Annotated in this window: 22 protein-coding genes and 1 riboswitch; of the genes, 13 read left to right on the plus strand and 9 right to left on the minus strand. The window is 69.1% G+C overall.

Annotation, left to right across the window (positions count from 1 at the left end; translation table 11 throughout):
- Positions 1-12 precede the first annotated feature (12 nt).
- Complete coding sequence (locus tag BM417_RS01865; protein WP_093587968.1) at positions 13-1,131, minus strand: site-2 protease family protein; 1,119 nt, start codon at positions 1,129-1,131, stop codon at positions 13-15.
- Between the two features lie 102 nt (positions 1,132-1,233).
- Here BM417_RS01865 and BM417_RS01870 point away from each other — a divergent pair, with 102 nt between their 5' ends.
- From BM417_RS01870 to BM417_RS01880, 3 genes are all read left to right on the plus strand, one after another.
- On the plus strand, positions 1,234-2,079 hold the full coding sequence (locus BM417_RS01870; protein ID WP_093587969.1) for a RecB family exonuclease: 846 nt from the start codon (positions 1,234-1,236) through the stop codon (positions 2,077-2,079).
- The gene (locus tag BM417_RS01875) at positions 2,079-2,849 is read left to right on the plus strand and encodes a thioesterase family protein (RefSeq protein WP_093587970.1); all 771 of its coding nucleotides are present in this window, start codon (positions 2,079-2,081) and stop codon (positions 2,847-2,849) included. The genes BM417_RS01870 and BM417_RS01875 overlap by 1 nt, the downstream gene beginning before the upstream one ends.
- A gap of 333 nt (positions 2,850-3,182) precedes the next feature.
- Complete coding sequence (locus tag BM417_RS01880; RefSeq protein ID WP_093587971.1) at positions 3,183-3,797, plus strand: phosphoribosyltransferase; 615 nt, start codon at positions 3,183-3,185, stop codon at positions 3,795-3,797.
- On the opposite strand, the gene BM417_RS01885 is transcribed toward BM417_RS01880, so the two are convergent.
- Genes BM417_RS01885 through BM417_RS01895 form a run of 3 tightly spaced genes read right to left on the minus strand, consistent with a single transcriptional unit; the run spans position 3,758 to position 5,204 of the window.
- Entirely contained in the window at positions 3,758-4,069 is a 312-nt protein-coding gene (locus tag BM417_RS01885) for an antibiotic biosynthesis monooxygenase family protein (protein ID WP_093587972.1), read from the minus strand. The genes BM417_RS01880 and BM417_RS01885 overlap by 40 nt on opposite strands.
- Positions 4,066-4,926 carry an ATP phosphoribosyltransferase gene (hisG, locus tag BM417_RS01890; RefSeq protein ID WP_093587973.1) on the minus strand — a complete coding sequence of 287 codons (861 nt, stop codon included), beginning with the start codon at positions 4,924-4,926 and terminating at the stop codon, positions 4,066-4,068. Before hisG ends, BM417_RS01885 begins: the two co-directional genes overlap by 4 nt.
- Before the next feature lie 14 nt (positions 4,927-4,940).
- Positions 4,941-5,204 (minus strand): phosphoribosyl-ATP diphosphatase, encoded by a 264-nt coding sequence (locus BM417_RS01895; RefSeq protein ID WP_089912086.1) that lies wholly within the window; start codon positions 5,202-5,204, stop codon positions 4,941-4,943.
- A gap of 108 nt (positions 5,205-5,312) precedes the next feature.
- Here BM417_RS01895 and BM417_RS01900 point away from each other — a divergent pair, with 108 nt between their 5' ends.
- The 4 genes from BM417_RS01900 to BM417_RS01915 all read left to right on the plus strand — a co-directional run bounded on the left by BM417_RS01900 (position 5,313) and on the right by BM417_RS01915 (position 8,363).
- Entirely contained in the window at positions 5,313-5,963 is a 651-nt protein-coding gene (locus BM417_RS01900; RefSeq protein ID WP_093587974.1) for a (2Fe-2S)-binding protein, read from the plus strand.
- Between the two features lie 48 nt (positions 5,964-6,011).
- Positions 6,012-6,188, plus strand: a riboswitch (cobalamin riboswitch).
- A 33-nt stretch (positions 6,189-6,221) separates the two neighbouring features.
- Complete coding sequence (locus tag BM417_RS01905) at positions 6,222-6,410, plus strand: CbtB domain-containing protein (RefSeq protein ID WP_093588538.1); 189 nt, start codon at positions 6,222-6,224, stop codon at positions 6,408-6,410.
- Positions 6,411-6,435: 25 nt separating this feature from the next.
- Positions 6,436-7,191: a CbtA family protein gene (locus BM417_RS01910; protein WP_093587975.1), complete on the plus strand. Its 756-nt coding sequence runs from the start codon at positions 6,436-6,438 to the stop codon at positions 7,189-7,191.
- 167 nt (positions 7,192-7,358) lie between these two features.
- Complete coding sequence (locus BM417_RS01915; protein ID WP_143138463.1) at positions 7,359-8,363, plus strand: IS481 family transposase; 1,005 nt, start codon at positions 7,359-7,361, stop codon at positions 8,361-8,363.
- Here BM417_RS01915 and BM417_RS01920 read toward each other — a convergent pair.
- Entirely contained in the window at positions 8,360-10,657 is a 2,298-nt protein-coding gene (locus tag BM417_RS01920; protein WP_177320233.1) for a NucA/NucB deoxyribonuclease domain-containing protein, read from the minus strand. The genes BM417_RS01915 and BM417_RS01920 overlap by 4 nt on opposite strands.
- A 180-nt stretch (positions 10,658-10,837) precedes the next feature.
- Between BM417_RS01920 and BM417_RS01925 the strand changes: the two genes are divergently transcribed.
- Complete coding sequence (locus tag BM417_RS01925) at positions 10,838-11,383, plus strand: SMI1/KNR4 family protein (protein ID WP_093587978.1); 546 nt, start codon at positions 10,838-10,840, stop codon at positions 11,381-11,383.
- On the opposite strand, the gene BM417_RS01930 is transcribed toward BM417_RS01925, so the two are convergent.
- Both BM417_RS01930 and metH read right to left on the minus strand, forming a co-directional pair.
- Complete coding sequence (locus BM417_RS01930) at positions 11,380-12,036, minus strand: HAD family hydrolase (RefSeq protein WP_245821619.1); 657 nt, start codon at positions 12,034-12,036, stop codon at positions 11,380-11,382. The two genes, BM417_RS01925 and BM417_RS01930, sit on opposite strands and share 4 nt — an antisense overlap.
- Positions 12,029-15,568, minus strand: coding sequence for a methionine synthase (metH, locus tag BM417_RS01935; protein ID WP_093587979.1), 3,540 nt, complete (start codon positions 15,566-15,568; stop codon positions 12,029-12,031). The genes BM417_RS01930 and metH overlap by 8 nt, the downstream gene beginning before the upstream one ends.
- Before the next feature lie 48 nt (positions 15,569-15,616).
- On the opposite strand from metH, the gene BM417_RS01940 reads away from it, so the two are divergent.
- From BM417_RS01940 to BM417_RS01950, 4 genes are all read left to right on the plus strand, one after another.
- Positions 15,617-16,516 carry a PAC2 family protein gene (locus BM417_RS01940; protein WP_093587980.1) on the plus strand — a complete coding sequence of 300 codons (900 nt, stop codon included), beginning with the start codon at positions 15,617-15,619 and terminating at the stop codon, positions 16,514-16,516.
- A 145-nt stretch (positions 16,517-16,661) separates the two neighbouring features.
- The gene (locus BM417_RS01945; protein ID WP_143138464.1) at positions 16,662-16,868 is read left to right on the plus strand and encodes a hypothetical protein; all 207 of its coding nucleotides are present in this window, start codon (positions 16,662-16,664) and stop codon (positions 16,866-16,868) included.
- Between the two features lie 175 nt (positions 16,869-17,043).
- Positions 17,044-17,391, plus strand: a complete 348-nt coding sequence (locus tag BM417_RS48945; protein WP_245821716.1) for a hypothetical protein — start codon at positions 17,044-17,046, stop codon at positions 17,389-17,391.
- Positions 17,295-18,203, plus strand: coding sequence for an MFS transporter (locus BM417_RS01950; protein WP_245821708.1), 909 nt, complete (start codon positions 17,295-17,297; stop codon positions 18,201-18,203). The genes BM417_RS48945 and BM417_RS01950 overlap by 97 nt, the downstream gene beginning before the upstream one ends.
- Here the strand turns inward: BM417_RS01950 and BM417_RS01955 are convergent.
- On the minus strand, positions 18,133-19,716 hold the full coding sequence (locus BM417_RS01955) for an ABC transporter permease (protein ID WP_093587982.1): 1,584 nt from the start codon (positions 19,714-19,716) through the stop codon (positions 18,133-18,135). The two genes, BM417_RS01950 and BM417_RS01955, sit on opposite strands and share 71 nt — an antisense overlap.
- Entirely contained in the window at positions 19,713-20,600 is an 888-nt protein-coding gene (locus BM417_RS01960) for an ABC transporter ATP-binding protein (RefSeq protein WP_093587983.1), read from the minus strand. Before BM417_RS01960 ends, BM417_RS01955 begins: the two co-directional genes overlap by 4 nt.
- Positions 20,601-20,683: 83 nt before the next feature.
- Between BM417_RS01960 and BM417_RS01965 the strand changes: the two genes are divergently transcribed.
- A complete protein-coding gene (locus BM417_RS01965; RefSeq protein WP_093587984.1) occupies positions 20,684-21,181 on the plus strand; it encodes a GbsR/MarR family transcriptional regulator in 498 nt (165 codons plus the stop codon).
- Positions 21,182-21,185 lie beyond the last annotated feature (4 nt).

The raw sequence follows: 21,185 nt of genomic DNA on the forward strand, positions 1-21,185 counted from the left end.
CGCGCAATGGTGTCAAACACCCTTCTCAATGGCCGCACGCAGGTCCTCCCTGCGCAGCACACCCGCCGGGCGGCCCTCCATGTCGACGACGAGGAACTGCCACGCGGCGGTGCCCTGGACGCGCTCGACGATCTCCTCGCCGGGCTCGTCGGCGAGGAGCACGGTCTCGGGCAGGATCGGCTCGGCCGCCTGCTCCGCCGGTGCGAAAGGACTTGCGGCGGCGAGCTTTCGCGCCAGTTCGGTGTCGAGCAGCCCGGCCGCCACGCCGTCGGCCCGCACCAGCACCACACCCCGGCCGGCCGACGTGCTCAGCGCGTCCGCGACGGGGCTCTCCGCCGGCAGCTGGAGCACGGGGAGGATGAGGTCGCTCAGGGTGACACCGGCCGGCCACGTGCGGCGGCGTTCGCTCGCGAGTTCGCTTCTCGCGCCGGCGACGACGACCCACGCCGTCAGCACGCACACGCCGAAACGAAGCCAACGGTCCTCCGCGCCTTCCGCGACGCCGTACAACGCCCACGCCACCAACGCGATGGCCACGGCGAAACCACCGACGACGGCGACACGCGTGCCCATCGCCCGTTGCCCCGTCATGGCCCACACGCCCGCCCTCACGATCCGTCCGCCGTCCAGCGGCAGGCCGGGCAGGAGGTTGAAGACGGCGACGGCGACGTTCGCGGCGGCGATCTGGAAGACGAGCACCCACACGACGTCGCCGGGTTCCATGACCAGCGCGCCGATGCCGAAGACGACCGCCAGCGCGACGGACACGAGCGGCCCGGCGCCCGCGACCACACCTTCGTGGCTGGGTTTGCCGGGCGTGCGCATGATCTCGGACAGCCCGCCCAGCAGGTACAGCCGCAGTCTTCTGACCGGCAGGCCGAGTCGCAGCGCCGCGACGCAGTGGCCGAGTTCGTGGGCGAGCACGCTCAGGCCGAGGAAGATCGCGAAGAGCGCGGCGAGCAGCAGGCCGATGCCCGGTGGCGTACCGGGGGCGAGGTCGTCGACGAGCGGCGCGTAGAAGGCCACCACGATCGCCGAGCCGATCCACCAGGACGGCGCGAGGATCACCGGGATGCCCGCCACCCGGAACAGCAGCAGGCCGCCCTCTCGTTCGCTGATCCGCGCGGCCACGGGTGCACTGTAGAGCTCCGGGTGTGATCCCGCGGTCTGGTGGGCGTCGCCTTACCGGTGGCGAGAACAGAATTGTCAGACCTCTGTCCTAGGGTGCGAACCATGAGCACCACGTTGCGCAGGCCCGCGCTCTCGCCTTCCCGGGCAGGGGACTTCAAGCAGTGCCCGCTGCTCTACCGGTTCCGCGCGGTCGACCGGCTGCCGGAGAGGCCGACGAAGGCGCAGGTGCGCGGCACGGTGGTGCACGCGGTGCTGGAAGACCTGTTCGCCCTGCCCGCCGTCGACCGCGTGCCCGACCGCGCGCGTTCGATGATCACGCCGGCCTGGGAGCGCGTGAAGGCCGAGCGCCCGGAGTTCTCGACGCTGTTCGAGGTCGAGGGCAGCGAGGAGGAGGCGGAGTGGCTGGCGTCCGCCACGAAGCTGCTCGACGGCTACTTCGGCCTGGAGGATCCCCGGCGCCTGGAACCGGAGTCGCGCGAGCTCCTCGTCGAGTCCGAACTCCCGTCCGGCGTGCTGCTGCGCGGCTACATCGACCGCGTGGACGTGGCCCCGACGGGTGAGATCCGCGTCGTGGACTACAAGACCGGCGCCGCCCCTCGCGAGGTGGGCGAGGCGAAGGCGTTGTTCCAGATGAAGTTCTACGCGCTGGTCCTGTGGAAGCTGCGCGGCGTCGTCCCCCGCCAGCTGCGCCTGATGTACCTGGCCGACCGCCAGGCCCTCGCCTACACCCCGGACGAGTCCGAACTGGCCCGCTTCGAACGCACCCTCGACGCGATCTGGCAGGCCATCATGCGCGCGGCCCCGACGGGCGACTTCCGCCCCAACCCCAGCCGCCTGTGCGACTACTGCGACCACAAGGCCTTCTGCCCGGCGTTCGACGGCACCCCGCCGCCCTACCCCGGCTGGCCGGAGCCCGACGACACCGAGACCCTCCAGGACCGCGACTGATGACGGCCTTCTACCTGCCGCTGGGCAACGACACGTTCCGCTCCACCGAGCACACCGTGGGCCCGTGGGGCCCGGACAGCCAGCACCTCGGCCCACCCTCGGCGTTGCTGGTGCGCTCCTTGCTTGCGCTGGGCAACCCGTCGTCCGCGCTGGCCCGCGTGACGTTCGAGGTGCTGGGCCCGGTCCCGGTGGCCGACCTGACGGTGTCCACTTCGGTCGAACGCCCAGGCCGCTCGGTAGAACTGCTGGCGGCTTCGCTCTCCCACGAAGGCCGTGCGGTGCTGACGGCACGTGCGTGGCGCATCGTCGGCTCGGACACCACAGCCGTTGCGGGAGGCGAAGTCCCCGCGATGGCACCACCCGCTTCCGCCGTACCGATGGAGATCCCGGACTTCTGGGGCGGCGGCTACCTGGCGGCCGTCGAGTGGCTTTCCGTGTCAGGCGGCATCTTCACGCCCGGCGACGCCCAGGTGTGGGCCCGCCCGCGCGTGGCCGTGGTCGAGGGCTTCGAACCCTCCCCGGAAGAGCGCGTGTTCTCCGTAGTGGACTCGGCCAGCGGCGTTTCGTCCCGTGTGGACATTCGCAAGTGGTACGCCATCAACACCGACCTGACGGTCCACCTGCACCGCCGTCCCACCGGCGAGTGGGTGGGCATGGACGCGCGGACGACCATCGGGCCGGACGGGGTCGGGCTCGCGACCAGCGTGGTGCACGACGGAGAGGGGCCGGTGGGCACGACGGCGCAGGCGCTGTTCGTGCGCGAGCGCTGATACCTCACAGGACACAACGGGAGTCGCAGCCTCACCGGCAACCCCAGTGATCGCGACGCCCTGCGATCCCTCTGCCGCCGCACACGTGCGGGCAGCCAGGGTGGAAGCCTGCCGTGCCGGAACGCGGCGAACGGCGTCCAGTTCGGTTGCAGTCAGGCCGGCCAGTTCCGCGCGCACTGCGGCCGACATGAACGCGTCGCGGTCTCCACGCGGCGCGCGGTGGAAGTCGCCGAGCCCAGACGCGCCACCGTGCTGTTCCGGCTCGGTCCCGATGGCCACCGACGTCATCGGTCTGTTCGGCTGAGCAGGAGAAGGCGTAGCGTCAGCGAGACTGTGAAGAGGTTCGCGAACCGGCAGGAAGCGGGCCGCGCCCTGGCAGCGCGACTCGCGGACCTCCCGTGGCACGACCCGCTGATCCTGGGCCTCCCCCGCGGCGGCGTCCCGGTCGCCAAAGAGGTCGCACGACACCTCAACGCCGAACTCGACGTCGTCGTGGCGCGCAAGATCGGCGCCCCGGGCCATCCCGAGTACGGCGTGGGCGCGGTCACCGCGGACAGCGAGCCCATCTACGACCCGAGAGTGCTCCGAGCCCTGAACCTCACCGAGGAGCAACTGGGCCGCACCTGCGACGAGGAACGAGCGGAAGCCAAGAGACGCACCGCCCTCTACCGCGGTGACAAGCCGCTCACGCTCAAGGATCGCGACGTGATCCTCGTGGACGACGGCCTGGCCACGGGCGTCACGGCCAAGGCGGCGCTGCACTGGATCGCCCAGCGCGAACCGCGGACCACGACCCTCGCCGTCCCCGTGGCCGCGAAGGAATCGCTCGCCACCTTCACGACACCGGTGGTCGCCATCCTCGTCCCACGCCGGTTCGGCGCGGTCAGCCGCTGGTACGAGAGCTTCGATCAGACCACGGACGAAGAGGTGCTCAGCGCGCTCTCGTAGTGCTCCACCACGGGGAACGGCGAGTAGAAGCGGTGCAGCAAAGCCGACCACTTCGCATAGTCAGGACCCTGCCGGAAGCCGACGGTGTGCGCTTCGACCGAGTCCCAGCGCACGAGCAGCAGGTAGCGCGACGGCGTCTCCAGGCACCGCAGCAGTTCGAGGCCGCGGAAGCCCGGCGAGGCGGAGATCAGCTCCCGCGCCTCGCCGAACGCCCACTCGAACTCCTCGGCACTGCCCGGCAGCACGTCCAGCAGGGCGTGCTCCGTGATCACAGCCGGCAGAACCTGATGTCCGAGGCCAGCACGGCCTTGGCACCGATCGCGGCCAGCTCGTCCATCACCTGGTTCGCCTCCTTGCGCGACACCATCGCCCGCACGGCCGCCCAGTCGGGGTTGGCCAGCGGCGCGACGGTCGGCGACTCCAGGCCCGGAGTCAGCGCGATGGCGTCGTCCAGGAGCGAACGCGGGCAGTCGTAGTCGAGCATCAGGTACTGCTGCGCGAACACGACGCCCTGAAGGCGTGCTGTCAGCTGCTTCTTGGCGGCCGTGCGCTCCGAGCCGTTGCGGTGGATGAGGACCGCCTCGGACTCGCAGATCGGCTCGCCGAACGGCACCAGGTCGTGCTGGCGCAGGGTGCGGCCGGAGCCCACCACGTCGGCGATCAGGTCGGCCACGCCCAGCTGGATCGAGATCTCCACAGCGCCGTCGAGTCGGATCACCTTCGCGGTGATGCCGCGGGCCTTGAGGTCGCGGCCCACCAGCTTCGGGTACGCGGTGGCGAGGCGCTTGCCCTCGAGGTCGGAGACCTTCCAGTCGGTGCCGCGAGGCCCCGCGTAGCGGAAGGTCGACGAACCGAAGCCCAGTGCCAGCAGCTCCTCGACCGAGTTGCCGTTGTCGTCGGCGCCCGAGTCGGCGGCCAGGTCCCGGCCGGTGATGCCGAGATCCAGGTCACCGGACGCCACGTAGATCGCGATGTCCTTGGGGCGCAGGAAGAAGAACTCGACGTCGTTGTTGTTGTCGAGCACGGTCAGATCGCGCGGCTCGTGCCTCTGCCGGTAGCCGGCCTCGGTGAGCATGGCGGAGGCGCGTTCGGCGAGCGCGCCCTTGTTCGGGACTGCAACGCGCAGCATGTGAAAGTCTTCCGTCAGAGGTATTTGTAGACGTCTTCGAGGGTGAGCCCACGGCCCAGCATGAGCACCTGGAGGCGGTAGAGCAGCTGCGAGATCTCTTCGGAGAGCTTCTCGTCGGACTCGTACTCGGCGGCGATCCAGACCTCGCCCGCCTCCTCCAGGACCTTCTTGCCCTGCGCATGGACCCCGGCCTCGAGCGCGGCGACGGTGCCAGAACCTTCCGGCTTGGTGGCGGCTCGTTCGGTCAGTTCAGCGAACAGGGAATCGAAGGTCTTCACGGCATGACATCCTCCCATCCCGGCGACCCCCGTCCACACCGCGGTCGCATCTGTCCCAGGCGGTGGACGTGATCTGTCCTGCATGGACACCCAGTAGCGTGAACTTCTGTGTCTGAGTTCGCCGAGGTCCTCGAAGCACTCCGCCGGGTGCGCGGAATCAACCCGTTCTTCGCGCTCGACGTGGGCCGCCCGGACGAGTCCTGGCTGCCGGGAACGGCGCTGCTGGAGGGCCCGGCGCTCAAGACCACCATCGACGCGATCGCGATCCGGTACAAAGCGGAGGAACCACGCGTAGCGGCCAGCCTGTTCTTCCTCAGCTACACGGCACGGCTGCTCAGCCCGCTCACGGCCGCGGGCATCCCGATCGACGTCCGCCCGGAGAACCTCTGGTGGCAGCACCACCCCACGAACGGCCTGAGCGTCCGCATCGACCAGCCACGACTGGGCCCGAAGGCCGCCGAGGCACTCGAACCGGTGGTGGAAGCGATCCAGAGCGTCGCTCCAGTGGCGCGCGGATTGTTGTGGGGCAACGCGATGTCGAACATCGCGGGCGCGCTCAAAATGGTTGTGCGCGCACGCATGCTCACCGTCGAGGAAGCGGAAGAACGCGGCGAACGGCTCATGAGCGCCCCGCCGTTCGAACAGGCGGGAGAATTTCTGAGTTTTCCCGGCGAGGTCACGTTCCGGCGTCGGTCGTGTTGTCTCTACTACCGCGTCGCCGCAGGTGGGAAGTGTGGTGACTGTCCACTCGTGAAGTGAGGAACGCAACAACTCTTATGGCCGGTTGTGCTTAACCGATGGATCAACTTACGGTGCACGCGCCGCAGTGACGGGAAGCCGGTGAAAATCCGGCGCGGTCCTCGCCACTGTGACCGGGAAGCGATCCCCGCCGAGCACGTCACTGGTCCTCGCGAGAGGGCTGGGAAGACGCGGGGGCAGCGTTGATCCGGGAGTCAGGAGACCGGCTGCGGCGCCGCAAGGAGAGTTGACCTTCCACGAGGTATGGAGGAGCCCGTCATGACGAGCCCCGCAGCAAGCCTGTCCGCCGTCCGCGTGCCCAAATGGGCCTTCGCCGTCTCAGTGCTCGGCCTGATCGTCACCTACCTGGTCCTGCAGGAGAACGGTCTCGCGCTCGGCGCGGGTTCCGAGTTGCTGCACGAGTTCTTCCACGACGGCCGCCACGCGCTCGGCGTCCCCTGCCACTGATCTCCGATCCCCGGGCAGGGAAGACATGACAACGACGTACAAGTCCCTTGCGCTGCGCGGAGTCGCGGCCGGCGGTATCGCCGGTGTCGCGTCCGCGCTCGTGCAGCTCCTGGTGACCGAGATCCCGATTCGCGCCGCGCTCGCGGTCGAGGAGGCCCGGGCACCCGCCGGTGAGGCCGGCCACACGCACGGCGGCGAGGAAGAGCTCGTCAGCCGCGGCGCCCAGATCGTGGGCGGCATGCTCGGCGTGGTGATCGTCGGCATCGCCGTGGGCCTGGTGTTCGCCACGGCCTACGCGCTGTCGAAGCGCTGGTTCGCCGACCGCACGCCGTTCAGCCGCAGCTTCGCGTTCGGTGCCGCGGTGTTCGGTGCCGTGGCGCTGCTGCCGTGGATCAAGTACCCCGCCAACCCGCCCGCCGTGGGCGACCCGGAGACGGTGAACTACCGGACCGCGCTCTACCTCGGTGTGGTGGTGGCCGGTCTGGTGATCGTGTGGGCCGCGAGCTGGCTCGCCGAGCAGCTGCGCGCGCAGTCGCAGCCGGTGCGGACCACGGCCGTCCTGCTCGCGGTGGCCGCGGCCACCGCGGTGGTGCTGCTGGCGTTCCCCGCGCCGCCGGACACGATCCCCGCGGACATGCCGGTGAACGTGCTGTGGCAGTTCCGCCTCAGTTCGCTCGCCCAGCTCGCCACGCTCTACGTCGGCATCGGCGTGGTGTTCGGTCTGCTGATCGACCCGGCGTCGCGCAAGGCCAAGGCCCCTGAGAAGGCCGCTGTCGCCTGATGGTGCGGGGTGGCCGCGAGGCCACCCCGCACCACCATCGGCTAGATGTGATGTCCAGGGACGTTGTTCCGGGTTGGGTGTGTGACGGCCTGTCGTGAAGACAGGCGAAGGCCTCTGGATGTGAAGTGGAGCTGTCTAGGAACCGCTTCACATGTCCGGAGGCCTTCGTGTCCCACCCTAACGCGGCGCTGACGCCACGTACCCGGCTACGCCTGGCGCGTCTGATCGTCGAGCAGAACTGGCGGCCCGCCGAGGCGGCGAAACTGTTCATGGTCGCGGACAGAACCGCACGCAAATGGGCCCAGCGCTACCGCGACGAGGGCGTAGCCGGGATGAACGACCGCAGCTCGCGCCCGCACCACAGCCCGAACCGGACACCCGAGATCATGACGCGGCGGATCGCGGGTCTGCGATGGCGGCACCGGCTCGGCCCGGTCCAGATCGCCGGCCGGCTAGGTATTCCGGCCTCGACCGTGCACGCGGTGCTGGTGCGATGCCGGATCAACCGGCTCTCCCGCATCGACCGGGTCACCGGCGAACCGTTGCGCCGCTACGAACACCCGCATCCCGGCTCACTGATCCACGTCGATGTCACCAAGTTCGGCAACATCCCCGACGGCGGCGGACACCGATTCGTCGGACGACAGCAAGGCGACCGCAACAAACGCCTCACCCCAGGCCCCAAAGGCAGCAACTACCTGCCACGCAACGGCAAAGCCTTCCCGCACACCGTCGTCGACGACCACTCCCGCGTCGCCTACGCCGAGATCCACACCGACGAACGAGGCGACACCGCGACCGCCGTCCTGCGGCGAGCGGTCACCTGGTTCCGCGAACACGGAGTCGCCGTCGAACGAGTCCTGTCCGACAACGGCTCCGCCTACCGCTCCTTCGCCTACCGCTCCTTCGCCTGGCGCGACGCCTGCTCCGAGCTCGGCATCCGACACAAACGCACCAGGCCCTACCGGCCACAGACCAACGGCAAGGTCGAACGATTCCACCGCACCCTGGCCGACGGCTGGGCCTACGCCCGCCACTACCAGTCAGAAACCGAACGCCGAACCGCCCTCCCCGGCTGGATCCATTTCTACAATCACCACCGAGCCCACTCCGCCCTCGGAGGCCAGCCACCCATCACCCGGCTGACCAACCTCCCTGGACATCACAGCTAGAGGGTGACGCGGACGTAGAACGGGTCGCCGTCAACGATCCGGTCGTACGAGTACCACGCGCTGAGCCAAGTCCCCGCAGCCTCGTTGTCATCCCCCAGGATCGACTTCACCGAGAAGTTGCGCAGCGGGTTGTAGGTCGCGGACGCCCCCTCCCTCGTCGTGGCGAACGGGTACTCGTCGCACTGGTGGTCCGGCTTCGGGTACTCGCCGGGAGGCAGCTCGGTCGTGCAAGCGGCGTTGGCGGTGGCCCGGTTCTCCTTCCGGCGGTCCGTGTCGTAGTAGAGGCGGTGCAGCGGCGAGCCCCCGACGGCACCGGGGATGCTCTTGCCCGCCACTCTCGGATAGGTCTCGCCCGGCCGTTCCATGGCCTGCTCGTAGTGCAGTCCGGACGCCTGCATCGCCGCGAACTCCGGCGTGCCCACCGGGAAGTTGATCACCGCGTTGACGTCGGGGAAGATCGCGCCCTGGCCGCCGGTGAACGCGTTGTACTTGAGGTAGTCGGCGGAGTCGAAACGCACGCGGTTCTTGGGGGTGTCGAGCTCCCGCCGGCTGTTGTTCGGCCCGGTCGCGGTCACGTGCACCCACGCGTTGCCGTACCCGAGCCGGTCGGGGTTGTGCTCCGCGACCGGCGGTTCGGCGCCGACCACCTTCATGCGCGCCTCGTCGTTCGTCTCCCAGTCGGCGATCGAGCGTTCCGCCTGCGAGCCGCTCTCCGGCTTGCAGTCGTCCGGCTGCACCAGGGAGTCGCAGCGCATCTCGACCTTGATCCTGATCAGGCGATCTGCGGGCGTGACGTCCTCGAAGTCCGAGAGGAAGACCCGGTAGAGCGACTCGCGGAAGTGCGTGTTGCCCTCGCCGATCACCGTCACGAGGTAGACGACGCGGCGACCGAAGCACAGCAGCACCCAGCAGTTCGTCTTGTAGCTGATGGAGGCGTTGCCGCTCCAGCAGTACGAGTAGTGGTTCTTGATCTTGCCCGGCGGCTCGGCCCCGGCCTCGGGGTCGCGGCACTGCTCGAAGGTGAAGTGGTCGTACTTGAAGTCCGGCGGTGTCCAGGCCGCACTCTTCTGGGCCGCACTCTTCTGGGCCGCACTCTTCTGGGGTGCCGACGTGGACTGCCCCTCGGCATACGTACCGCTACGGCCGTGTTCAGCCTGCAACGACGCCAGGTCGCGCAGCTTCGGCGCCTGCTGTGGCGGCGTCGCGTCCTTCGCGTCCCCGCCACCGGAGTCGACCTCGGCCAGTGCTCCGCCGTTGTCGAGGTACACCGCGGCCCAGGTGCCGTTCGCCAGCCCGGCGCCGTAGATCTCGTCGTTCCCGCCGGCGAGCGGCGCTCCGTGCTGACCCAGGTCGTCCCAGCCCGCCGTCGCCGTGGGATCGACGCCGAACCGGCCGCGGCTGATCTTGGCGCCGGAGCCGACCGAGAGGACCGTGAGCATCCCGTTGGGTTCGAGAACCACCGCGGGACGCCCGCTACCGGTGTGCCCCGCCAGCGTCTCCCAGTCCTGCCACGGTCCCGCCGGCCTCGCCTGACGGCGAGTCGCGATCGTGCCGTCCGCGCGCCGCAGGACGACCTCGAGACTCCGGTCGGACCGCGTGACCACCTGCGGGTCGTTGCGGTAGCCGTCGGTGAAGCCCGGCTCGCTGAACCGCTGCCACGCCCCGAAGTCACCCCCACCGGTGGTCTGGCCGATCTTCCACACCGCGCCGTCGCTCGCGTTGACGAGCACCTCCAGCGCGTCACCTGCTCCCCGGCCCACGGACGGCGCCGAGGTCAGCCGGGTTCCGCCCAGCGACACCCACGACGACCAGGGCTCGCTGGGACCGCGTTGCGACGACGTCCAGAGCGTGCCGTCCGTGCCGGTGCTGAACAGCGACAGCGCCTCGTTCTTGCCCCTGGTGACGGCGATCGGAAGCCCGTAGGAGTTCCCGCCGAGCAGGCTCCAGCCGGACCACTCGCCGTTGCGGCCCTGTTGCCGCGTCGTCCAGACCGCGCCGTCCGCGGACGCGAACAGCTGGAGCGAACCGTCGTGCGTCTCCACCACGCTCGCGTTGTTCATGCCCACGTCCTCGTGGCTCGGGATCGTGCGATAGGTCGCCGCTCCTCCGACGCCGTCGACCGACGCGTGCAGCCACCGGCTCGTGTGCCGGTAGACGTACTCCAGCCTGTTGTCCGTCGTTCCGATCACCAGTGGCGGATGGCCCGCCGGCCTCATCGGCCTGACCTCGTCGGCGGCAGCCGTGGCGACCGCCGCCGCCAGGGTTCCCGCCCCGAGAGCGGTGACCACGACCATTCGCAGAATGCGCCCAGAAAATGGGCGCGACAAATTCTTTGTTCTCGAAATCACGAGCCCCCCAAATAGAGTGTCGTTGTACTCCGACACCTCCCCCGAACTCATGCTGTTGGCTCGTCACAACAAGATCTACCGCCGTCCGGCGTAACGTCGGCGGTGCCGGTGCGGCATCATGGCGCCATGACGAAGAACGGTCTTCAGCCGTGGGAACGCATCCACAACTGGTTGCGCGTCAACGCATCCCGCACTTTCGACCAGATCACCGCCGGATCCGGGGCGACGGGTTTCCGGGGTCTCGCCGGGGCGGAGAACCTGATTCCGACGCGATACACCCCGTTGTCCTTGGAGGACTCCCAGCGAGAGCGGACCCGGAAGCGGACCGAACTCGAAATCGAGGCGGAACCGGCGGGAACGACGTCGGGAATCTTCCTCGGCGAATTCGTTCCCATCGCCGCGGACGGCATGGGCGACTACCTGTTCGTCGACGAACGTCCGGGGCCGGAGTCCGGGTGCGTCCGCGAGTGGGACGTGGACGAGGGCAGCCGGCTGCCCTCCCTGTGGCCCAGTCTGGACGCGATGCTCACCGACATCGCGCACTCACTCGACACCGGCGAACCGGCTCTCCACTGGCACGCGGACGCCGCCAGGGCCAAGTTCTTCACGGTCTCCGTCTACGTGCCCGAGGTGCACGACGCCAGGCTGAGCTGGCAGCGGTCGCGGAGCTAGAGGGCCTTCAGGACGTCCGCGTCCACGCCCACGAGCGAGTCGCGGAAGATCCGCCGCTCCCCCTCCGCCACCTCGACGTCGCAGGGCACCACCAGCACGGTGCACCCGGCCGCCACCGCCGCGGCCACCCCGGTGGGCGAGTCCTCGATCGCGACACAGCTCGCAGCGTCCACACCCAGCAGCCGGGCGGCCTTCAGGTACGGCTCGGGCAGCGGCTTGTTCAGCCCGTCCACCTCGTCACCGCACACGGTGACGTCGAACAGGTCCCGGCCGATCGTGTCCAGCGCGACCTCGGTCAGCGAACGCTCGGTCGACGTCACGAGAGCCATCGGCACACCGGAGGAACGCACCGCGCGCAGGGCCTCGGCAGCGCCCGGACGCCACGGCAGGCCGGCGCGGAACACCTCCTCGGTGCGGCGCGAGATCCACGCGGCGCCGTCCACCAGGTCGGCCGCGGTGGGCTCGATGCCGATGTCGGCGAACAGCAGACGCATCGTCGTGGGCACGTTGGTGCCGACCATGCTCTCCCGCGTCTCCAGGGAGAGCGTGCCGCCCAGCTTCTCCGCGTACTCGTAGAGCGGGATGTCCCACAGCTTCTCGGAGTCGAGCAGCGTGCCGTCCATGTCCCACAGGACAGCGTGCAGGTCAGACATTGAAGTACTTCGCCTCCGGATGGTGCGCCACGAAGGCGTCGGTGGACTGTTCCGGGTGGAGCTGAAGTTCCTCGGACAGTGAGACCCCGATGCGCGAAGGCTCCAGGAGCTCGACGATGCGCTTGCGGTCTTCCATTTCCGGGCAGGCGCCGTAGCCGAACGAGTAACGCGCGCCGCGGTAGCCGAGTTTGAAGTACTCCTCGACGTCGGCCGGGTCCTCAGCGGCAACAGACTCGCCGCTGGGCCACACGAGCTCCTCGCGGACCCGCTTGTGCCAGTACTCGGCCAGCGCTTCGGTGAGCTGGACCCCCAGTCCGTGGACTTCCAGGTACTCACGATACGCGTTCTTGCCGAACAGCTCGTTCGCGTAGTCGGCGATCGGCTGGCCCATCGTCACGAGGTGGAACGCGATGACGTCGACCTCGCCGGAGTCCCGCGGACGCCAGAAGTCCGACAGGCACAGCCTGCGATCCCTTTTCTGGCGCGGAAAAGTGAACCGGAAGCGCTCCGGAGAGGAGCCGTCGGGCTCTTCCAGGATGACGAGATCGTCGCCGTCGGAGACGCACGGGAAGTAGCCGTAGACGACGGCGGCGTGGGCAAGAACACCTTCGGTGGCAAGGCGTTCCATCCAGTAACGCAGGCGTGGGCGGCCCTCGGTCTCGACCAGTTCCTCGTAGGTCGGGCCGCCACCGCGCGTGCCCTTCAAGCCCCATTGGCCCATGAACGTCGCGCGCTCGTCCAGCAGCGCCGAGTAGTCCGCGACCGGGATGCCCTTCACCACGCGGCTGCCCCAGAACGGCGGCGCCGGGATCGGGTTGTCCACAACGACGTTGGAGCGGCCGGTCACGACTTCTTCTTCCACCGCAACGGCTTTGCGGGCCGCGGCGATGCGCAGGGAACGTTCGCGACGGGCCTTGCGTTCGGCGGCCTTCTCGCGTTCCTCGGCGTCGACGAGAGGAGCATCGCCGCGCTTGGCGCCCATGATCGCGTCCATCAGACGCAGGCCCTCGAAGGCATCGCGGGCGTAGCGGACGTCACCGAAGTACATCTCCGTCAGGTCGTTCTCGACGTACGCGCGCGTCAACGCCGCGCCGCCCAGCAACACCGGCCACCGTGCCGCCACACCCCGGGAGTTCATCTCCTCGAGGTTCTCCTTCATGATCACGGTCGACTTGACCAGCAGGCCGGACATGCCGATCGCGTCCGCGCGGTGCTCCTCGGCGGCCTCCAGGATGGTGTTGATCGGCTGCTTGATGCCGATGTTCACGACCTCGTAGCCGTTGTTGGACAGGATGATGTCCACCAGGTTCTTGCCGATGTCGTGGACGTCGCCCTTCACGGTGGCGAGCACGATCCGGCCCTTGCCGCCGTCGTCGGACCGTTCCATGTGCGGTTCGAGGTGCGCGACGGCGGTCTTCATGACCTCGGCGGACTGGAGCACGAACGGCAGCTGCATCTGGCCGGAGCCGAAGAGCTCGCCGACGGTCTTCATACCCGCCAGCAACGTGTCGTTGATGATCTGCAACGCCGGGCGCTCGTCCAGAGCGAGATCGAGGTCGGCTTCCAGACCGTTGCGCTCGCCGTCCACGATCCGGCGCTGCAGGCGTTCGAACAACGGCAGCGCGGCCAGTTCCTGGGCCCGCGTGGCGGAGTTCGACTTCGTCGTGACGCCCTCGAACAGCTCCATCAGCTTCTGCAACGGGTCGTAACCCTCGCGGCGGCGGTCGTAGACCAGGTCCAGCGCGACGGCGCGCTGCTCGTCCGGGATGCGCGCCATCGGCACGATCTTGGAGGCGTGCACGATCGCGGTGTCGAGGCCCGCCTGCACGCATTCGTGCAGGAACACGGAGTTCAGCACCTGACGCGCGGCCGGGTTCAGTCCGAAGGAGACGTTCGACAGGCCCAGAGTCGTTTGCACGTCCGGATAACGGCGCTTGAGCTCGCGGATCGCCTCGATGGTCTCGACGGCGTCGCGGCGGACCTCCTCCTGGCCGGTGGAGATCGGGAACGTCAGGCAGTCGACGATGATGTCGTCGACGCGCATGCCCCAGTTGGTCGTCAGGTCCTCGATCAGGCGCGCCGCGACGCGGACCTTCCACTCGGCGGTGCGGGCCTGGCCCTCCTCGTCGATGCACAGCGCCACGACCGCCGCGCCGTGCTCCGAGGCGAGCCGCATGATCTTCTGGAACCGGGAGTCCGGGCCGTCGCCGTCCTCGTAGTTGACCGAGTTGACCGCGCAGCGGCCGCCGAGACACTCCAGACCGGCCTGGAGCACCCCGGGCTCGGTCGAGTCGAGCATGATCGGCAACGTCGACGCGGTGGCCAGCCGGGAGGCCAGCGCGCGCATGTCCGTCTCGCCGTCGCGGCCCACGTAGTCGATGCAGAGGTCGATCAGGTGGGCGCCCTCGCGCGTCTGGTCGCGCGCGATCTCGATGCAGTCGTCCCACTTCTCGACGAGCATCGCCTCGCGGAACGCCTTGGAGCCGTTGGCGTTCGTGCGCTCGCCGATCATCAGCACCGAGGCGTCCTGGGTGAACGGGACGGCCTGGTACAGAGAGGACACACCGGGCTCCGGACGCGGCCGGCGCGGCGACGGTCCCAGGTCGCGCACCGCCTCGGCCACCTGCCGCAGGTGCTCGGACGTCGTGCCGCAGCAACCGCCGACAAGCCGCGTGCCGAACTCACGAACGAACCCGGACAGCGCCTGGGCCAGTTCCTCCGGGCTCAGCGGGTAGACCGCGCCGTTCGGGCCCAGCTCGGGGAGTCCGGCGTTCGGCATCACCGAGAGCGGGACGCGGGCGTGCTTGGACAACGTGCGCAGGTGCTCGCTCATCTCGGCCGGGCCGGTGGCGCAGTTGAGTCCGATCAGGTCGATGCCCAGCGGCTCCAGCGCGGTCAGCGCGGCGCCGATCTCCGAGCCGAGCAGCATCGTGCCGGTCGTCTCGACGGTGACCTGGGCGATGATCGGGACGTGGCGGCCCTCGGCGGTCATCGCGCGCTTGGCGCCGACGACGGACGCCTTGGTCTGGAGCAGGTCCTGCGAGGTCTCGACGATGATCGCGTCCACACCGCCGACGAGCAGGCCCTTGCACTGCTCCTGGTAGGCGTCGCGCAACGTCGCATAGGGAGCGTGGCCGAGCGTCGGCAGCTTGGTGCCGGGACCCACTGACCCGAGCACGAACCGGGGTTGCCCGGAGGTGCCGAACTCGTCCGCGACCTCGCGCGCCAACGCCGCGCCGCGCTCGGAGAGGTGGAAGATCTGGTCCGGAATGTCGTACTCGGCCAGGTTTGCGAGGTTCGCGCCGAACGTGTTGGTCTCCACGGCGTCGCAGCCGGCTTCCAGATAGCCGCGATGCACTGCCTTCACGACGTCCGGGCGTGTGACGTTCAGGATCTCGTTGCAGCCCTCTAGACCGTTGAAATCGTCAAGAGAGAGGTCAACGGCCTGAAGCATGGTGCCCATGGCGCCGTCAGCGACGACAACACGGTTCACCAGCGCTTCCAGCAACGGCGACTCTCCGCGATCACGCATGGGCCAAGCCTACGATGAGTTAGATAGGGGAGGCCGTAGTCTGGCGCCGTGAACGATCCGTCCCAGGAATCCCCGACCCCTTCGAACCCGCGCATCCCGCTCACGGCTCCGATCATGGTCTGTGCGTTCGAAGGATGGAACGACGCCGGCGACGCCGCCAGCACCGCGATCGAGCACCTCCAACTCACCTGGGACGCCACCCCGCTCGCCGAGATCGACCCGGACGACTACTACGACTTCCAGGTGACGCGCCCCACCGTGCGCATGGTGGACGGCGTCACGCGAAGGGTCGACTGGCCGACGACGCGGCTGTCGGTGTGCCGCCCTCCCGGCTCTGACGTGGACGTGATCCTCGTGCACGGCATCGAGCCGAACATGCGGTGGCGCAAGTTCGCCGCCGAACTGCTGGGCCACATCGACGCTCTCGGGGTGACGACGGTGGTGACGCTGGGTGCCCTGCTGATGGACACGCCCCACACGCGGCCGGTCCCGGTGACCGGCACGGCCTACGACGCGGACGCCGCCGAGAAGTTCGGCCTGGAGCACTCGAAGTACGAGGGCCCCACCGGCATCGTCGGTGTGTTCCAGGACGCGTGCGTGCAGGCGGGCATCCCGGCGATCTCGTTCTGGGCCGCCGTGCCGCACTACGTGTCGCAGCCTCCCTCCCCCAAGGCCACGCTGGCCCTGCTGCACCGGGTGGAGGAGGTGCTCGACATCGAGGTCCCGCTCGGCGCGTTGCCGGAGCAGGCCGAGGAGTGGGAGCGCACGGTCACCGAGATGGCCGACGAGGACGAGGACGTGCGCAACTACGTGCGCGCCCTGGAGGAGCGCGGCGACGCGGAGCTCCAGATCACCGAGGCGTCGGGTGACGACATCGCCGCGGAGTTCGAGCGCTACCTGCGCCGCCGCGGGCGCGGTCCGGGCTGGCCGTCGACCGGCCCTCGCTAGCACGACCTTCACGCAGGTCAGAAGCCGTCTCGGTCATTTGGACCGGGACGGCTTTTTCACGCTTCCGAGTGATCGAGTTGGGGATTCCAGACGCCGAGGAATGGGTATCAAGATCCACCTCCAGACAGGAACCACCGTGTCTCTCGTGCGCAAGATCGTTGTCGGCCTTGCTGCGGGCGGCGGCGTGCTGTTGGCCGTGTCTCCCGCCAGTGCAGCTCCCCTCTCCTCCGTCGACTCCCTCGGGGAGAACGGCCCTCACACGACCGTCAGCGACGTCAGGGAGTCGTTCCAGGGCAACCTCTTCAGCGTGCAGGAGAAGACGCAGAAGCTCGCCGCAGGACTAGACAGCTAGCGGCGCGGCGTGGAACGTCGGCGGTGAATTCACGCTCAGCAGGGCACCTCGCGGCGCCTGACCGCGAATTCCCACGGCAACGTTCCACACCACACCGCTAAAACTTAGCGACAACAACCACCTTTCGGCACTCTCCGCCGCTCACCCGCCATAGGGTGAGCGGCGGAGGTGTCAGTTGGGACGGTTGGCACGCGCCGGGCTGTACGCGGGCGCATTGATCGGGCCGTTCGGCGGCGCCATCACCACGTCGATCCTGCCGGAGATCGGCGCCAGCTTCGGCCGCTCCGCGGGGTCCGCTGCCTCGACGCTGACGTACTACCTCGTGCCGTTCGCCGTGCTGATGCTGGCTTCCGGCACGCTCGCGCAACGCTGGGTCCACAACGGACTGTCCGGATCGCGTACATCGCCTACGCCGTCACGTCCGCGCTGGCCGCCTCCTCGTGGACGTTCGAGGTGCTGCTCGCCTCCCGCGCGTTGCAAGGCGCGGCGAACTCGTTCACGACGCCGGTGCTGCTGGCCGTGATCGCGGCCTCGACGCCGAAGGAGAAGCTCGGGCGTGCGCTCGGGCTGTTCGGGTCGATGCAGGCGGCCGGGCAGACGTCCGCGCCGCTCGTCGGTGGCCTGACCGCCGAGATCGACTGGCGGCTGGCGTTCGTGGTGATCTCCGTGGTGGCCGTGGGGCTCGCGATCCTGGGTGTGCCGCAGACGGACGCGGAGCCGGAGCGCAATGCCAGTCTGCGCAGTGCCTTCGTGCCCAGCACGCTGTGGCCCGCGCTCGTCGGTTTCATCGGCTGGGGGTGTCTGGGCGGGTTGTCGTTCCTCGTGGCGTTCCGGCTCGACGACGTCTTCGGGCTCGGCGCGGGCGAACGCGGTGTGCTGCTCACGGGGTTCGGCGTCGTCGGCTTCGTCACCGCCCGGTTCGTCGGCAAAGCGATCGACCGGTTCGGTGCCGCGACCACCGCCGTGCTCGGCGCCACGCTCGGAGCGGGCCTCGTCGCGGCGGTCGGCACCACGCCGCTGGCCGCGATCGTCGTCCTCGCGTGGGCGCTGACCGGTGCGGCCGCTCAGGGCGTGCTGGTGAGCATCAACGCGTTGGTGTTGCAGAGCGACAACGCCAACAGGGGCGGCAGCGTCAGTGTCGTGCAGTCACTGCGTTTCATGGGCGCGGCCGCGGCCCCGTTGGCGTTCGTCCCGCTCTACCAGGCCCACCCGTTGCTGGGCTTCCTGGTGCCGGCGGCGCTGCTGATCACGATCCCGGCGATCGTCACGTTGTCAGGTCGCGCCGGCGGAACCCGGCGAACCCCGCAGCCAGAAGCACCACCGCGACCACGGTGAGCCACGCGAGCGGCCCGAAGGTGATGTCCGGGTACTTCGGGACGTGCGTGAACGGCGAGACGTCGATGACCCACTGGTCGAGCTGCAGGGCCGGGCCGAGCAGCGTGATCACCAGCGACGCCGACACCACCGCCCAGCTGACGCCGGTGAGCTGCGGGAACAGTCCGAACAGGACCAGGGCCACGCCCGCGATCACCCAGGCTGCCGGGAGCTGGGCCAGTGCCGCGCCGAGCATCTGAGGCACGACCGTGCCCAGGTCGTCGATCTGCAGCCCGTAGACCAGGCCCAGCCCGAGTCCGGACGCCGCCAGCACGACCGCGCCGCCGACCAGGGCGAACACCACGTGCGAGGCGACCCAGCTCCAGCGCGAGACCGGGGTGGCGAGGATCGGCTCCGCGCGGAACGAGGTCTCCTCCGACCGCAGCCGCAGGATCGCCTGCACGAGGTAGATCGAGGCGATCAGGCCGATCAACTGGGTGACGGTCGCGAAGAACGCGTCCACCATCGCGTCGGCGCCGCCGATCTTGCTGACGATCTGCCCGAGCGTCGGGTTGTCCTGCACCATCTGCCCGACGGCCTGGGCGACGCTGCCGTAGATCACGCCCACCGCGAACAACGCGATGGACCAGCCGATCAGCGAACCCTTCTGCAGCCGCCACGCGAGCCCGAACGGCGTGCTGATCGTGCTGTGCGGCGGACCGAGCCGGGCCGGGAGCAGACCGAGCCCGACGTCGCGGCGGGTCACGATGTACGAGGAGACGCCCACCAGCAGGACGAACGCCGCCAGCGGGAGCAGCAGCACCCAGAACCTGTTGTCCGCGAACGACCGCACGTGCTCGGTCCAGCCGATCGGCGAGAACCAGGTCAGCCACTGCGGGCCCGACTCCCCCGCCGCGTCGCCGGCCGCGCGCAGCAGGTAGGTGACGCCGAGGAACCCGCCCGCGATCGCGTTGGACACGCGCGAGTTCTCCGAGAGCTGCGCGGTGAGCGCGCTGACGCCGGTGAACACCAGCCCGACGCTCGCGGTGGAGAGGCCGAACGCGAAGGCGCCCGCCGGAGCGAGGCCCTTGCCGGTCAGCGCCAACGCCTGAAGCAGACCGATCAGCAGGCTCGTGCCGCCCGCGACGATCACGGCGGCGGCCAGTGGCGCGTGCCGTCCGACGACCGTGGCCGCGACGAGTTCCGTGCGGCCCGCTTCTTCTTCCGCGCGCGTGTGCCGGGTGACGACCAACATGGCCATGATCGCGATGAACAGGCCGGAGAAGACGCCCCAGCGCCACACGACCAGGCCGCCGAGCGACGACCAGTCGTGCAACGGGCCGAGCATCGCCAGGAAGGCGGAGTTCGCGTTCGCGGTGGCGCCGAGCAGGTCCCGCGACTGCTGCGTGTTGTAGAGCTCCTCGAGCGCGGTCGTCGTCGAGTAGGTGACGCCGGCCAGGAAGAGCACCCAGACGGGCAGCAGGATCCGGTCGCGGCGCAGGGCCAGGCGGACCAGTTGCCAGGTGCCGGTCATTTCACGTCCTCGTAGTGGCGCAGGAAGAGCTCCTCCAGGGTCGGCGGCTGCGAGGTCAGCGTGCGCACGCCGGTGGACACGAGCTGCTTGAGCACGAGGTCGAGCTTGTCCGAGTCGACCTCGAACCGAACGCGGTTGCCCTCGGCCACGAGGTCGTGCACACCGGCCATCGACGTCAGCCCGTTCGGCGGCCCCGCGAGCTCCGCGGAGATGGACGTGCGGGTCAGGTGCCTCATGTCGGCGAGCGTGCCGGTCTCGACGATGTGGCCGTTGCGGATGATGCTCACCCGATCGCACAGCGCCTCGGCCTCGGCGAGGATGTGGCTGGAGAGCAGCACCGTGCGGCCGCGCTCGCGTTCGTCGTTGATGCAGGCCTGGAAGACGGACTCCATCAGCGGGTCGAGGCCCGAGGTCGGTTCGTCGAGGATCAGCAGCTCGACGTCACTCGACAGTGCGGCGACCAGCGCGACCTTCTGCCGGTTGCCCTTGGAGTAGGTGCGGCCCTTCTTGCGCGGGTCCAGTTCGAAGCGCTCCAGGAGCTCTTCGCGGCGCTGCTTGTTCAAGCCGCCGCGAAGCCGTCCGAGCAGGTCGATGACCTCGCCACCGGTCAGGTTGGGCCAGAGGTTGACGTCGCCGGGGACGTAGGCGAGACGGCGGTGCAGTGCCGCGGTGTCCTTCCACGGGTCGCCGCCGAGCAGCCGCGCGGTGCCGGAGTCGGCACGCAGCAGGCCGAGGAGAACCCGGATCGTCGTCGACTTGCCCGCACCGTTCGGGCCGAGGAAGCCGTGCACCTCACCGGTCTGGACGTCCAGGTTGAGATCGTCCAGTGCACGCGTCGAGCCGAAGGTCTTCACCAGGCCCGACACGGATATCGCAGATGTCATGCCCGGTAAGCTACACTTCTTTCACAACTTCGTGAAGGACGTAAATTTTGCTCGATCGGCTGACGAAAGGGGAAGATGCCGCCGTGACGAGTACTACGGAGCGTGACACGCAGGCGGTGAGCCAGTTCGTCGAACGGTTCGGCGGGATTCTGGCGGACACCGGCGTTCCGCGCATGCCGGCTCGCATCCTCGCGGCGCTGCTGACGACGGACTCCGGACGGCTCACCGCGGCCGAGATCGCCGACCTGCTGCAGATCTCCCCTGCGGCGGTGTCGGGCGCGGTGCGCTACCTGACCACCGTCCAGATCGTCAGCCGCGAACGCGAGCCCGGATCACGCCGCGACGTCTACCGGATGCGCGACAACGTCTGGTACGAGACGACGTTCCGCAAGGACCAGATGCTGGGCATGATCGACGAGGTGCTCGGCGAGGGCGTCAAGGCGCTCGGGGCGAACTCCGACGCGGGCTCGCGGCTGGACGAGACGCGCGAGTTCTTCCGGTTCTGCCACAGCGAGCTCGGCTCGATGCTGGACCGCTGGCGCGTGCACCGCGAAAAGTGGCTGGAAGAGCGTCAGGGCTAGTCGG

This window comes from Lentzea waywayandensis (genome assembly GCF_900115955.1).
GTDB classification, from domain to species: domain Bacteria; phylum Actinomycetota; class Actinomycetes; order Mycobacteriales; family Pseudonocardiaceae; genus Lentzea; species Lentzea waywayandensis.